The sequence below is a fragment of the Halomonas sp. BN3-1 genome, from assembly GCF_003056325.1.
Classification (GTDB): Bacteria; Pseudomonadota; Gammaproteobacteria; order Pseudomonadales; family Halomonadaceae; genus Halomonas; species Halomonas litopenaei.
The window spans coordinates 66867-80385 of record NZ_PYVV01000015.1 but is presented as its reverse complement, the minus strand read 5'-3'; the positions used below and the strand labels follow the sequence as shown (position 1 = coordinate 80385).

At 66.8% G+C, this 13519-nt stretch carries 12 protein-coding genes; 8 read left to right on the top strand and 4 right to left on the bottom strand.

Annotation, left to right across the window (positions count from 1 at the left end):
* Positions 1 to 62: 62 nt before the first annotated feature.
* Positions 63 to 629 carry an elongation factor P gene (gene efp / locus C9F12_RS18630; protein ID WP_045994506.1) on the top strand — a complete coding sequence of 189 codons (567 nt, stop codon included), beginning with the start codon at positions 63 to 65 and terminating at the stop codon, positions 627 to 629.
* Positions 630 to 723: 94 nt separating this feature from the next.
* Positions 724 to 1698, top strand: coding sequence for an EF-P lysine aminoacylase EpmA (gene epmA, locus C9F12_RS18625; RefSeq protein ID WP_108449816.1), 975 nt, complete (start codon positions 724 to 726; stop codon positions 1696 to 1698).
* A gap of 136 nt (positions 1699 to 1834) precedes the next feature.
* On the opposite strand, the gene asd is transcribed toward epmA, so the two are convergent.
* From asd to rsgA, 3 genes are all read right to left on the bottom strand, one after another.
* Positions 1835 to 2734 (bottom strand): archaetidylserine decarboxylase, encoded by a 900-nt coding sequence (asd, locus tag C9F12_RS18620; protein WP_108449815.1) that lies wholly within the window; start codon positions 2732 to 2734, stop codon positions 1835 to 1837.
* A 241-nt stretch (positions 2735 to 2975) separates the two neighbouring features.
* Positions 2976 to 3806, bottom strand: coding sequence for a rhodanese-like domain-containing protein (locus tag C9F12_RS18615; protein ID WP_045993089.1), 831 nt, complete (start codon positions 3804 to 3806; stop codon positions 2976 to 2978).
* 90 nt (positions 3807 to 3896) lie between these two features.
* Positions 3897 to 4928 carry a small ribosomal subunit biogenesis GTPase RsgA gene (gene rsgA, locus C9F12_RS18610; protein ID WP_045993090.1) on the bottom strand — a complete coding sequence of 344 codons (1032 nt, stop codon included), beginning with the start codon at positions 4926 to 4928 and terminating at the stop codon, positions 3897 to 3899.
* Positions 4929 to 5020: 92 nt separating this feature from the next.
* Between rsgA and orn the strand changes: the two genes are divergently transcribed.
* Complete coding sequence (gene orn / locus C9F12_RS18605; protein WP_108131452.1) at positions 5021 to 5632, top strand: oligoribonuclease; 612 nt, start codon at positions 5021 to 5023, stop codon at positions 5630 to 5632.
* Positions 5633 to 5697: 65 nt separating this feature from the next.
* Here orn and queG read toward each other — a convergent pair whose 3' ends face one another.
* Entirely contained in the window at positions 5698 to 6798 is a 1101-nt protein-coding gene (gene queG / locus C9F12_RS18600; RefSeq protein ID WP_045993091.1) for a tRNA epoxyqueuosine(34) reductase QueG, read from the bottom strand.
* A 130-nt stretch (positions 6799 to 6928) separates the two neighbouring features.
* On the opposite strand from queG, the gene C9F12_RS18595 reads away from it, so the two are divergent.
* The 5 genes from C9F12_RS18595 to miaA are packed head-to-tail and all read left to right on the top strand — an operon-like array spanning position 6929 to position 13499.
* A complete protein-coding gene (locus C9F12_RS18595; protein WP_108449814.1) occupies positions 6929 to 8479 on the top strand; it encodes an NAD(P)H-hydrate dehydratase in 1551 nt (516 codons plus the stop codon).
* The gene (gene tsaE / locus C9F12_RS18590) at positions 8460 to 8966 is read left to right on the top strand and encodes a tRNA (adenosine(37)-N6)-threonylcarbamoyltransferase complex ATPase subunit type 1 TsaE (RefSeq protein ID WP_108449813.1); all 507 of its coding nucleotides are present in this window, start codon (positions 8460 to 8462) and stop codon (positions 8964 to 8966) included. The genes C9F12_RS18595 and tsaE overlap by 20 nt, the downstream gene beginning before the upstream one ends.
* A gap of 20 nt (positions 8967 to 8986) precedes the next feature.
* The gene (locus tag C9F12_RS18585) at positions 8987 to 10423 is read left to right on the top strand and encodes an N-acetylmuramoyl-L-alanine amidase (protein WP_108131638.1); all 1437 of its coding nucleotides are present in this window, start codon (positions 8987 to 8989) and stop codon (positions 10421 to 10423) included.
* Positions 10420 to 12522: a DNA mismatch repair endonuclease MutL gene (gene mutL / locus C9F12_RS18580; protein ID WP_108449812.1), complete on the top strand. Its 2103-nt coding sequence runs from the start codon at positions 10420 to 10422 to the stop codon at positions 12520 to 12522. Before C9F12_RS18585 ends, mutL begins: the two co-directional genes overlap by 4 nt.
* Entirely contained in the window at positions 12522 to 13499 is a 978-nt protein-coding gene (gene miaA, locus C9F12_RS18575) for a tRNA (adenosine(37)-N6)-dimethylallyltransferase MiaA (RefSeq protein WP_108449860.1), read from the top strand. The genes mutL and miaA overlap by 1 nt, the downstream gene beginning before the upstream one ends.
* Positions 13500 to 13519 lie beyond the last annotated feature (20 nt).

Here is a 13519-nt window from a genome sequence, read left to right as displayed (position 1 = left end):
ATGTCAGTTGAGTGCCGCTCTGAGCCGATGGCCGGGCCGGGCACCGAAAGGAACGAGATCTCATGGCGAACTATTCTACCAACGAATTCAAGGGCGGTCTGAAGGTGATGCTCGACGGTGACCCCTGTGCCATCGTCGAGAACGAATTCGTCAAGCCCGGCAAGGGCCAGGCCTTCAACCGCGTGAAGCTGCGCAACCTGATGACCGGCCGCGTGTGGGAGCGTACCTTCAAGTCCGGCGAGTCGCTGGAAGGCGCCGACGTCATGGATCTGGACATGGAGTACCTCTACACCGACGGTGACATGTGGTACTTCATGAAGACCGACGGTTCCTTCGAGCAGTACGCCGTCGAGAAGAAAGCCCTGGGCGACAGCGACAAGTGGCTCAAGGAGCAGGTGGTGTACACCGTGACCCTGTGGAACGACAACGCCATCTCGGTCTCCCCGCCCAACTTCATCGAGCTGGAAGTGGTCGAGACCGACCCGGGCCTCAAGGGCGACACCGCCCAGGGCGGCTCCAAGCCGGCGACCCTGTCCTCCGGCGCGGTGGTGCGCGTTCCCCTGTTCATCAACCAGGGCGAAGTGCTCAAGATCGACACCCGTAGCGGTGATTACGTCTCCCGCGCCTGAGGCGAGGGCGATATCCCCGGATCGGCAGATCGAGATACAGACAAAGGCCACGCGATCGCGTGGCCTTTGTCGTTTGGGCAAGTGCAAGGAACGAATGATGACAGACTGGCAACCCACGGTCTCGCTGGACACCCTGCGCCGCCGCGCCGTGCTGATGCAGCGGGTGCGCGGTTTCTTTGTCGAGCGCGGCGTGCTCGAGGTGGAGACCCCCTGTCTCGGTCACGGCGGCAGCACCGACGTGCACCTGGCGTCGCTGTCTTGCCAAGCCGTCACCCCGGCGGGCAGCGAGACCCTGTGGTTGCAGACGTCGCCGGAATTTCACATGAAGCGCCTGCTGGCGGCCGGCAGTGGGCCGATCTTCCAGATCGCCCGCAGCTTTCGTGACGGCGAGGTGGGACGCCGCCACAATATCGAGTTCAGCATGCTGGAGTGGTATCGCCCGGGGTGGAGTCTCGACGCGCTGATCGAGGAAACCCAGGCGCTGATCCGCGAGGTGCTGCCGTTCGATCCTGGCCCGACGCGAAAGCGTCGCTATCGTGAGCTGTTTGGCGAGGTGCTGGATATCGATCCTTTTGAGGTGGACATCGCATCGCTTCGCCGTCTTGCCGGTGAACGCGGCGGCCTCGACATGGCCGAGGCGCCGCGCGATGAGTGTCTCGACCTGCTGATGAGCCTCGTCATCGAGCCCGAGCTAGGCCGCGACGGCATCGACGTGGTACTGGATTACCCGGCCAGCCAGGCGGCGTTGGCCAGGCGTCACCAGGACCCCCGCGACGGCGCCTGGGTGGCCTCGCGCTTCGAGGTGTATCTCGATGGGCTAGAGCTTGCCAACGGCTATGACGAGCTGACCGATGTGGACGAACAGCGCGCACGCTTCGCCGACGACAATCGCGCCAGGCGTGAGGAAGGCCTTGCCGAGGTCGACGTCGACGAGCGCCTGCTGGCGGCGCTGGGCGCCGGCATGCCCGAGGGCAGCGGGGTCGCCCTGGGGCTCGACCGGCTGATCCAGCTGGCGCTGGGCAAGTCGCGTCTTGAAGAAGTGATCGCCTTTCCCACCCCGCGCTGTTGAGGGGGGGCTGGGCACCTCGTGGGGTGGTGATCCAGACAGCGTCCGGATCATGCAATCATCCGGGACCTGACAGCTACGCCAAGAAGGGCGGCCATAGCCGCCTCTGTCAAAGGTGTTACCAATACGCCTTGGCGCTTCAGTCCGCGCTGGTGGTCGCTTCGCCGTCTGCCGTCGCCGCTGTTGCGCTAGTTCCCGGCTCGCCGCCCAGGCGTTGGCCCATGCTCACCGCGACGGGGCTGCCGGCCTTGCCGCTCAAGGCATCGAAGTCGACCTTTTCGGCGAAGGCCATGACCACGGTGGAGCCGAGCTTGAAGCGGCCCATCTCGGCGCCCTTGGCGAGGTGAATCGGGCGATCGAAGCGGACACGCTCGACCCGGCCGGACTGCGGTGTCACCTGGCCGGCCCACACCGTTTCAATGGCGGCGACGATCATCGCGCCCACCAGCACCAGCACCATGGGGCCGTGTTCGGTCTCGAAGTGGCACACTAGCCGCTCGTTGCGGGCGAACAGGCCCGGGACGTGGCGGGTGGTGGCGTCGTTGACCGAGAACAGGCGCCCGGGCACGTAGACCATCTCGGTCAGGGTGCCGGCAAGCGGCATGTGCACCCGGTGGTAGTCCTTGGGCGACAGGTAGACGGTGGCGAAGCTGCCGCTCTGGTAGCGGGTGGCCGCCCTGGGGTCGCCACCGAGCAGCTCGGTCATGCTGAAGCGATGGCCCTTGGCCTGGACCAGGCGACCATGGTCGATGGCGCCCCATTGGGACAGGGTGCCGTCGGCAGGGCACAACAGGCCGTCTTCCAGCGGGCGGGCGCCGGCCGCCAGCGCCCGGGTGAAGAAGGCGTTGAAGCTCGGGTAGACCCTGGGGTCCGATTCCACCGCCTGGCTCATGTCGACCTTGAAGCGCTTGATGAAGGCGCGGATCAACAGGTTCTTGAGCCAGCCGATACGACAGTCGGCAAGCAGGCCGACCAGGCGCGACAGCAGGTGGTGGGGGATGGGGTACTGGATCAGGGAAAACAGCTTGGCGAGGGTCACGAAGGGACGATCTCCGGGTGGTCAATGACGCGCACGCGGCCTCACGGCCGCGCCGCTGGTGCAATCAAGTGCCCTAGGCTCAGTCCGAAAAGTCGACGAGCGAAGGTTAGACAAGGCAAAAATCGGTGAGAAAGCGCAGTTTACGTGGTGTAAATGAGCATTTTGATCCGATTTTTAACGCCGCATTACCGAGCGCAGACACTTTTCAGACAAGCCCTAGATGGGCAGAGGAACAAGGGCGTCAGTGTTCGATGGGGGTATCGTCGCGATTGCCCCACTCCTTCCACGAGCCCGGGTAGGCACGCATGCGTTCGAACCCCAGTGCCTTGCCTACCAGCCAGGTGAAGCCGCTGCGATGATGGGTCTGGCAGTGAGTGACCACTTCCATATCCGGGGTGATACCCATGGCGCCCAGTTCGGTGATCAGCTCGGCGTAGTCGCGCAGGCGAAGTGAGCGTTCACGGTCCATGGCGTCGGTCCACTCCATGTTGACCGCTCCGGGCAGGTGGCCGAGGTGCCGGTTCTGGCCCTTGTTGCCATCGAACTCGTCGACGGAGCGGGCATCCCAGATGGCGAAGTTGTCGCTGCCCAGGCGCTCTTCAAGCTCGAGTCGGTCGATCGCGACCTCGGGATTGAGGACCTCGGCCTGGTAGTCCGAGGGCTTCGGCGCATGGTCTTCGGTGGACTGGGGCAGACCCTCGTCACGCCAGGCGTGAATGCCGCCATTCAGGTAGGAATAGCGCTTGTGGCCAATCAGCTCCAGGGTCCACAGCAGGCGCCCGGCCCAGCCGCCGCCCTCATCATCGTAGGCGACCACGTGGGTGTCCCGGGTCAGGCCCAGCGACGAGAACAGTTGTGACAGGGCCTCTTCATCGGGGACGTCGTTGGGGACGTCGCCGGAACCTTTCAGCAGACGACGATGGTCGAGAAAGATCGCGCCGGGCACATGGCCCTCGGCGTAGCTTTCCGCCTTCAGCGGCACGTCGATCACCAGGATGTCCTCGTGATCCAGCACGCCGGCGAGTTCCTCGGGCTCGGCGATCAAGGGCAACAGATTGTCTTCTGAGCTCATGGTTCTCTCCTGGCGGATCCACACGGATGAAAGGGGCGGGCGCTGTGTCTGGCGCCTGGCACTTCGCGAGGGGACGCTACTGGCGTTTCCCTATTGGCTATCCAGACTATCGACGATACGACGATAACTGGCAAAGCGTTCGGGGTGAATCGCCCCCTCGTCGATGGCGTCGCGAATGGCGCAGCCCGGCTCCTGCCGGTGGCGGCAGTCGCGGAAGCGACACAGGCCGAGGTAAGGGGCGAATTCGATAAAGCCCTCGGTGACCTCGCGCTCTGTCAGGTGAGTGAGGCCGAACTCGCGGATGCCGGGGGAGTCGATCAGCTCGCCCGAGGCCAGGCTCTCGTCCGGTGCGGGCAGGTGGTAGAGCTGGGCGGTGGTGGTGGTGTGGCGACCCTTGCGCGAGTCCTCCGACAGCGCGCCGATGCGCAACTGTTCGTCGGGCAGCAGACGGTCGATCAGTGAGGACTTGCCGACCCCGGACTGGCCGACGAATACCGAGGTGCGGTCGGCGAGCTGGGCGTAGAGGGCGTCGAGTCCGCCGTCGACCTCGGTGGAGGTGGCCACCACCTGGTAGCCGATGCCGCGGTAGCGATCGAGCAGCCCGCGCAGTTCGCCGCCCTCGTCGGGCAGCAGGTCGGTCTTGTTGAGCACCAGCACCGGGGTGATGCCGGTGGCCTCGGCCGCCACCAGGTAGCGATCGATCAGGCCGGCGTGGGGCTCGGGTTCCACCGCGAAGACGATCAGGATCTGGTCGATATTGGCCGCCACGGGCTTGAGTAGCCCACGCATATCCGGGCGTTCGAGCACATTGTCGCGCTCGCCTCGGGCCACCACCACGCCGCTGCCGTCCTCGCCGGCCCGCCAGATGACGCGGTCTCCGGTGACCAGGCCCTCGAGGTTGGCGCGCAGATGGCAGCGGGTGGGCGTCTCGCCGGCACGGCTGGCGACGTCCAGGGTCCGTCCGAAGTGAGCGATCACTCGGCCGTCGCGCTCGGCGCCGTATTCGCCGGCGGCAAGCTTCTCGTCGTCCTGGCCGGCCTTTCTGGCGGCGCGCTCGGCGCGTTCGGCCTGGATCTTCTCGATGCGCCAGCGCTGCTGGCGGCTCAACTTGCGTTTGCTCATGAGCACCCGATGGTCGGTACAATGGTCGGCATTGTACCTACACGCACGGCCCCTGTCCCGACAAGGGCCACCGCCTGATCAAGGAAGCGACGATGTCCGATGCCAGCGCCAGCCCCGACGATACCCTCAACCCGCGTCCTGACGATGCCAAGACCGGCCCGCGAAACGACGCCCTGATCTGGATCGACCTGGAGATGACCGGGCTCGACCCGGAGCGTGAACGCATCATCGAGGTGGCCACCCTGGTCACCGACGGCGAGCTCAATGTCATCGCCGAGGGGCCGGTGATCGCGGTTCACCAGAGCGACGCACTGTTGTCCGGCATGGATGAGTGGAATACCCGTACCCACGGCAATTCCGGGCTGGTCGAGCGGGTGCGCAAGAGCCAGATCGATACCCGCGAGGCCGAGCGCAGGACGCTCGAGTTTCTCTCAGCCCATGTGGCCCCGGGAACGTCGCCGATGTGCGGCAACTCGATCCACCAGGACCGGCGCTTTCTGGAGCGCGAAATGCCCGAGCTGTGGGCATTTTTCCACTACCGCAATCTCGACGTCTCGACCTTGAAGGAGCTGGCCAAGCGCTGGAACCCCCAGGCGCTGGAGGGCTTTTCCAAGCGCAACGTGCACCTGGCCATGGACGACATCAAGGAATCCATCGCCGAACTCGCGCACTATCGCAAGACGTTCCTCAAGGCTGGGGAATAGTCAGCAGTTGACGCCGGGTTCGAGGCGAGGGGCGCGTTCAGCTCGAGGCGTTCGGCTCGACACGCTCAAGCAGAGGTGATCAGCTCGGCGCGCCGCTGGCGCTGGCGGGCGAGCGCCCAGCGTACGTGCTCGCGCACCAGCTCGGAGGGATAGGCCAGGCGGGTGAGCAGGGCGCGTTCGATGGCGGCGCTCCAGGGGGCGTTACCGAGCCCCACCGCCAGGTTGCGCAGCCAGCGTTCGTAGCCGATACGACGAATCGGGCTGCCGGCGGTGCGCTCGAGAAACTCCTCCTCGCTCCAGCCGAACAGGGTCAGCAGCTCCACCCGGTCGAGATCGTGGCGCGGCGCGAAGTCAGGTTCGCTGCTTGCCCGTGTGAAGCGGGTGAAGGGGCACACCAACTGGCAATCGTCACAGCCGAACACCCGATTGCCCATGGCCTCGCGATAGCGCTCGGGAATGGCGCCGAACAGCTCGATGGTCAGGTAGGAAATGCAGGCGCGGGCGTCGACCACCTTGTCCTCGACGATGGCGCCGGTAGGGCAGGCGGTGCGGCAGGCGCTGCAGCTGCCACAGTGTTCCTGCTCGAATGGCTCGTCCACCGGCAGCGGCAGGTCGGTGTAAAGCTCACCGAGAAAGAACATCGAGCCGGCTCTGGGATTGAGCAGCATGGCGTTCTTGCCGAACCAGCCGATACCGGCCTTGCGCGCCAGGCCGCGCTCCATCACCGGGGCCGAGTCGACGAAGGCGCGGTAGCCGAAGTCCCCGACTTCCGCCTCGATGGTCTTTGCCAGGCGCTGTAGCCGCTTGCGCATCAGCTTGTGGTAGTCACGCCCGGTGGCATAGCGTGACACATAGGCGCGGCTGGGCTGTCCCAGCACCTTGGTGGTCTCCACCTCCGGCGGCAGATAGTCCAGGCGCACACTGATGACCCTGATGGTGCCGGGTTCGAGCTCGGCCGGACGGGTGCGTTTGGTGCCGTGCTTGGCCATGAAGCCCATCTCGCCGTGGAAACCTGCCTCCAGCCAGCGCTCGAGATGGGCCTCGTCGTCGCTCAAGTCGACGTCGGTGATGCCGACCTGCTGGAAGCCGAGCTCCCGCCCCCAGGTGCGGATGCGCGCCGCCAGGTCGTTGAAGTCGACGTCGGTGGACGGGGACGATGCAGACATAAATGAGGACATACCCGGCAAATGGCAAGACAGCCCGGCTCTGCGCTTGGCGCGAGAGGAGAAGGGCTTAGACTTCATAGGGAAGGAAGTGACCGCCATGGTAGACCATCACGATCGAAGGGAGAACCGCATGGACATCTTGGACGGCGGCGCGATTGAGCCAGGACAGACTCCGTTGTACACCGCCGAGCAGGTACGCGAGCTGGACCGACGGGCCATCGCCGGCGAGAGCGACGGCTTCGCCCTGATGCACCGGGCCTCCGGCGTCGCCTGGCGCTGGCTGAAGGCGCGCTGGCCGGCGACCAAGTCGCTGACGGTGTTCTGCGGTGGCGGCAACAACGGCGGCGACGGCCATGTGCTGGCAGCGCTGGCCGCGACCGAAGGGCGCCAGGTGCAGCGCATTTCCCTGACCCCGCGTGAACGCCTGAAGGGTGACGCCTTGCGCGCGGCCGAGATGGCCGACGACGCCGGGGTCGGCTTTATCGAATGGCGAGAAGGATTGAGCGTGGAAGGGGACGTGGTGGTCGATGCCATGCTCGGTACCGGCTTTGCCGGCGACCTGCGTCCGACCTACGCCGCGGCCATCGCCGCCATCAATGAAAGCCGGTGTCCGGTGCTGGCGGTGGATATTCCCTCGGGCATCACCGCCGACGGCGGTGCCGAGCCCAGCATGGCGGTCAGGGCGGTGATGACGGTGACCTTCATCGCCGACAAGCTGGGACTGCACACCGGGCGTGGCGCCGCCCTGGCCGGCGAGGTGGTGGTGGAATCACTGGGGGTGGACGCCCTGGCCCATGACGATATCGCGCCCACCGCCTGGCGCCTGCAGTCGAGCCTGGTGAACCTGGCGTTGCCTCCGCGTGAGCGCGACATGCACAAGGGCGCCGCCGGATTCGCCGGCATCTTCGGTGGCGCACCCGGGTTCGGCGGGGCGGCGCTGCTGGCGGCAGAGGCCTGCGCCAGGGTGGGCGCTGGCCGAGTGCTGCTGGCCACCGCGCCGGAACACGTCGGCGCCAGTCTGGTGCGCTGCCCCGAGGTCATGGCGCGTGGGGTGACCCATGCCAGCGAACTCGATGAGCTGCTCGATCGCCTGAGTGTGCTCGCCGTGGGGCCAGGGCTTGGTCAGGGGAGCTGGGGGCAGTCGGTATTGCAGACCGCGCTGAAGCGCTCGATTCCGCTGGTGCTGGACGCCGACGCCCTCAATCTACTGGTCAGCCGCTTTGCCGATCAGCGGCGTGACGACTGGATCCTGACCCCCCACCCGGGAGAAGCGGCACGCCTGCTCGAGACCAGCGTGGCCGAGGTCGAGGCGGACCGCCCGGGTGCCGCGCGCGCCCTGCAGCAACGCTGGGGCGGGGTGATCGTGCTCAAGGGGGCCGGCACCCTGATCGCCGGTCCCGAGGGCCTGGCGCTGTGTCCTTTCGGCAACCCGGGCATGGCCAGCGGCGGCATGGGCGATACCCTGACCGGTGTGCTGGCGGGCCTGATGGCCCAGGGCCAGGCCCCGGGCTGGTCACTGGAACGCACCGCGCGGCTGGGCGTGCTGGTACACGCCCTGGCCGGTGACATGGCGGCGAGAGAGGGCGGTGAGCGTGGTCTGTTGGCCAGCGATCTGGCATCCTGTGCACGAAAATTAGTCAATCCGACGATGGGCGAGGAAGATGCAGCTGCGACTCGATGATGAAGACCGCCAGGTCGCACTGGGGGAGTGCCTGGGACGGGCCTTGCAAGGACGAGGACGCGTCCACCTGTCGGGGGAGCTTGGGGCCGGCAAGACCACCCTGGCTCGCGGTGTGTTGCGCGCCTACGGCCATCAAGGTGCGGTGAAGAGTCCTACCTATACCCTGGTGGAGCCCTACGAGCTTTCGCTGGACGGGGAGCCGGTCACGCTGCACCACTTTGACCTCTACCGCCTGGGCGATCCCGAGGAGCTTGAGTTCATCGGTGGGCGCGATCTGCTCGCCGAGGGGCATCTGTGCCTGGTGGAGTGGGCCGAGCGCGGCGAGGGCTGGCTGACGCCGCCGGATCTCGAGGTGGCGCTACGCCACGCCGAGACAGAAGGGCGCGAGGCGCGCATCAGCGCCGCCACGACCCTGGGTGAAGCGCTGCTGACACGCCTGGAAGACGAAGTCTCCCGCGATCAACGACTGGCGGGAGGCAAGGCATGAGGCGTCGCCTTCCGGCCCGTATGGGTGCTGGTCTATTGACGTTGGTGGCCACACTGGGCCTTACGCTTTCGAGCCTTGCCCAGGCCGCCAGCGTGGACAACATGCGCCTGTGGGCCGCGCCGGATCACTCGCGGCTGGTGTTCGACCTGTCGGCGCCGGCCACCGCCAACGTGTTCGAGCTCGACAACCCGCGCCGGCTGGTCATCGATCTCAGCGGCACCAGTCTGGCCGCCGATCCTGCCAGCATGGACCTGTCCAACAGCGCCATCAGCTCGGTGCGCACAGGCGTGCGCGATGGCGGCGATCTGCGCGTGGTGCTCGAGCTCAGCCGCGCCATCGAGCCGCGTCACTTCTCGTTGGCGCCCAACAACCAGTACGGCGATCGTCTGGTGGTGGATCTGGAGTACCCCGGCGAGAGCGCGGTGGAAGACCCCATCGATCCGATCGAGTCGATGATCCGTGAGCAGGAGATCGCCGCCGAGCGGGCCAAGACCGTGGCGGTGGCCGAGGGCCGTGACCCGGTGGAGGCAGCACCGGTGATCGACACCGCTCAGCCCCATCCCAAGCGCGACATCATCATCGCCGTGGACGCCGGGCACGGTGGCGAGGACCCCGGGGCGCTGGGCCCGAGCGGTACCCGCGAGAAGGACGTGGTGCTGCAGATGGCCGATCGCCTGGCGCGCATGATCAACGACTCCCCCGGCTTCAAGGCGGTGCTGATCCGCGACGGCGACTACTACGTCGGGCTGCGTCAGCGCACCCTGATCGCCCGCGAGCAGAAGGCCGATTTCTTCGTCTCCATTCACGCCGACGCCTTCAACAGTCCGCGTCCCCACGGCAGCTCGGTGTTCGCGCTGTCCCAGAGCGGAGCCACCTCGGAGACCGCCAAGTGGCTGGCGGCCAGCGAGAACCGCTCGGATCTGATCGGCGGGGTCGACGGCAACCTGTCGCTCGATGACAAGGACCAGGTGCTCAGGGGCGTGCTGCTGGACCTGACCATGACCGCGACCCTCAATGACTCCCTGACCATCGGCGATGAGGTGCTCAGTCGCATCGGGCGCATCAATGATCTGCATAAACCCAGGGTCGAGCAGGCCGGCTTCGTGGTGCTGAAGTCCCCGGACATTCCTTCCCTGCTGGTGGAGACGGGCTTTATCTCCAACCCCGAGGAAGAGCGACGACTCAAGGACGGCGGCTACCAGCAGCGGATGATGAGCGCCGTGTTCGGCGGCATCCGCTCGCACTTCGAGCGCAACCCGCCACCGGCAAGCCTGCTGGCCTGGCAGCGCGATCAGGGGCGGTCCACCGCTACCAACGAGTATCGCATCCAGCCAGGCGACACCCTGTCCGCCATCGCCTCGCGTCACGGCGTGGCGCTCAGCGCGCTCAAGCAGGTCAACGAGCTGTCCGGGGACGTCATTCGCGTCGGCCAGGTGTTGAGGATTCCCAGTTCATGAGTGATATCCCGTGTCAGAGCGAGCCTGGCGTCCAGGTGTCACAGCGCCGCTCGATCAAGATTCTCGACCCCCGGCTGGCCAACCAGATCGCCGCCGGCGAGGTGGTGGAGCGCCCGGCCTCGGTGGTCAAGGAGCTGATCGAGAACGCCATCGACGCCGGCAGCACCCGCATCGAGGTGGACATCGAGTCCGGCGGTGCCCGGCTGATCCGGATCCGTGACGATGGCTCCGGCATCGGCGAGGAGGACCTGCCGCTGGCGCTGTCACGACACGCCACCAGCAAGATCCTGTCGCTGGAGGAGCTCGAGGGCGTCGCCAGCCTCGGCTTTCGCGGCGAGGCGCTGGCCTCGATCAGCTCGGTGTCGCGACTGGAACTGACCTCCAACGTCGAGCAGGACCCTCAGGGCGGCTGGCGGGTGGTGGCCGAAGGGCGGCGCATGGAGCCCCGCGTCACGCCGGCACCCCATCCGCGTGGTACCTCGGTGGCGGTGCGTGATCTGTTTTTCAACACCCCGGCACGGCGCAAGTTCCTGCGTACCGAAAAGACCGAGTTCAACCATGTCGAGGAGGCCTTTCGGCGCCAGGCGCTGTCGCGCTTCGACATCGGCTGGACCCTTCGCCACAACCAGAAGACCATCCACCAGTTGCCGGTGGCACGGGATGACCACGCGGTGGAGCGACGTCTCGCTTCGCTGCTGGGAAAGAACTTCCTGGACAATGCCCTGACCCTGGACATCGCCACCGGCAGCCTGCGCCTGTGGGGCTGGGTGGGGCTACCGACCCACTCTCGCGCCCAGGCCGACCAGCAGTACTTCTTCGTCAATGGCAGGGTGGTGCGCGACCGGCTGGTGGCCCACGCCATCCGCCAGGCCTATCGCGATGTGCTGTTCAATGGTCGCCACCCGGTATTCGTGCTCTATCTGGACGTGGACCCCACGGTGGTGGACGTCAATGTCCACCCGACCAAGCACGAGGTGCGCTTTCGCGACGGGCGCATGGTCCACGACTTCCTGTTCTCGAGCCTGCACCGGGCGCTGGGCGAGGCCCGCGCCGGGCACCAGGACGGCCAGCATCCGGGTCAGCAAGCGAGCACCGATACCGATGGCCTCGACGTCGACCCCGAGACCGGCGAGATCCGCGAGCCGGCCCCCCAGGGCGGGAATCCCGGGCGACACCCGTCCCGGCAACAGCCCTCCTGGCAGCAGCAGCCCATGGCGCTGCACCCGCGCCGCGACGAGGGCGAGGGCGGTGTCACCCCGGACCGGGTGCGCGCATTCATGGATGGCTACCGCAAGCTGCACCCGGACCACGAAGACAGCCTGCTGACGCCGCAGCCAGGAGGCCCAGGCGCCGGCGGTCTGGCCGCCGGCACGGCCCAGGCCGAGCGCCATAGCCCCACGCCGAGAACCTGGCCCGGCGCCGGTGGCGAGGCTAGCGAGTCCCCTGCCGGGGTCGGCGGCGCATCGCTCACCTCATCGACGCCTGAGGTGATGCCGGAAGACGACGCCACCCAGGCGCCGCCGCTGGGCTACGCCATCGCCCAGTTGCACGGCATCTACATTCTGGCCCAGAGCGCCCAGGGGCTGGTGCTGGTGGACATGCACGCGGCCCACGAACGGATCGTCTACGAGCGCATGAAGACCCAGGTCCACGGTGGCGCGCTGGATGCCCAGCCGCTGCTGGTACCGGTGTCGCTGGCGGTCAGTGCCGCCGAGGTCGAGACCGCCGAGCGCGAGCGCGAAGCCTTCACCCGGCTTGGTGTCGAACTCGATACCGCCGGTCCAGAGACCCTGCTGGTGCGCCAGGTGCCGGCGCTGCTGGCCGATGCCGACGTGGAACCGCTGGTGCGCGAGATGCTCTCGGACCTGGAGCGCTACGGCCGCTCCGATCGCATCGAGGCCCATATCAACGAGCTGCTGTCGACCATGGCCTGCCACGGCAGCGTACGCGCCAATCGCCAGTTGACCATTGCCGAGATGAACGCGCTGCTGCGTGACATGGAGCGCACTGAGCGCAGCGGCCAGTGCAACCACGGCCGCCCCACCTGGACCCAGATGAGCCTCAAGGATCTGGACCGGCTGTTTCTGCGAGGGCAATGATGGCGCCGACAGACGCTCCGGCCGCGGCCACGCCGCCCGCGCAGGACGACCGACCGCTGGCGCTGCTGCTGATGGGCCCCACGGCGGCGGGCAAGACCGATCTTGCCATCGAGATCCGCGAGCGCCTGGGTGGCGAGATCATCAGCGTCGATTCGGCGATGATCTATCGCGGCATGGACATCGGTTCGGCCAAGCCATCGGCCGAGGAACTCGCTCGGGCGCCCCATCGACTGATCGATATCCGTGATCCGGCCCAGGCCTACTCGGCGGCGGAGTTTCGCGACGATGCCCTGGCCGAGATGCACGATATCGCCGCCAGTGGCCGGCTGCCGCTGCTGGTCGGTGGCACCATGATGTACTACAAGCGCCTGGTCGAGGGGGTCGCCAACTTGCCCTCGGCGGACAGCGCCGTGCGTGAACGCCTGTCCCGCCAGGCCGAGCAGGACGGCCTCGAGGCGCTGCATCGGCGCCTGGGCGAGGTCGATCCCGAGTCGGCCGCGCGCATTCACCCCAATGATCCTCAGCGCCTGATGCGGGCGCTGGAAGTGTTCGAGCTGTCCGGGCGGCCGATGAGCGAGCTGTGGAATGAGCAGCGTCGTGAAACCTTTCCCTTTCGTCTGCTGTCCATAGGGCTCGCTCCCGCCGAGCGCTCCGTGCTGCACGAGAGAATCGCCAGGCGCTTCAACGCCATGCTGGACGGCGGGTTTCTCGATGAAGTGGCGGCGCTCAAGGCGCGTGGCGATTTGACGCTGTCGCTGCCATCGATGAAGAGCGTGGGCTATCGTCAGGCATGGCAGTACCTGGATGGCGAGTTTGATCGTGAGACGTTCATTCATCGTGGTGTGGTGGCGACGCGTCAGCTGGCCAAGCGGCAGCTGACCTGGATGCGTAGCTGGCCTGCGCTCACCTGGGTGGACCCGTTGGCGGCCGACCCCGCCGAGCGCCTCGTGAAACTCGTGCGCGAAGCGGGGACTTAGCGTAAGATAACGAGTTCGTG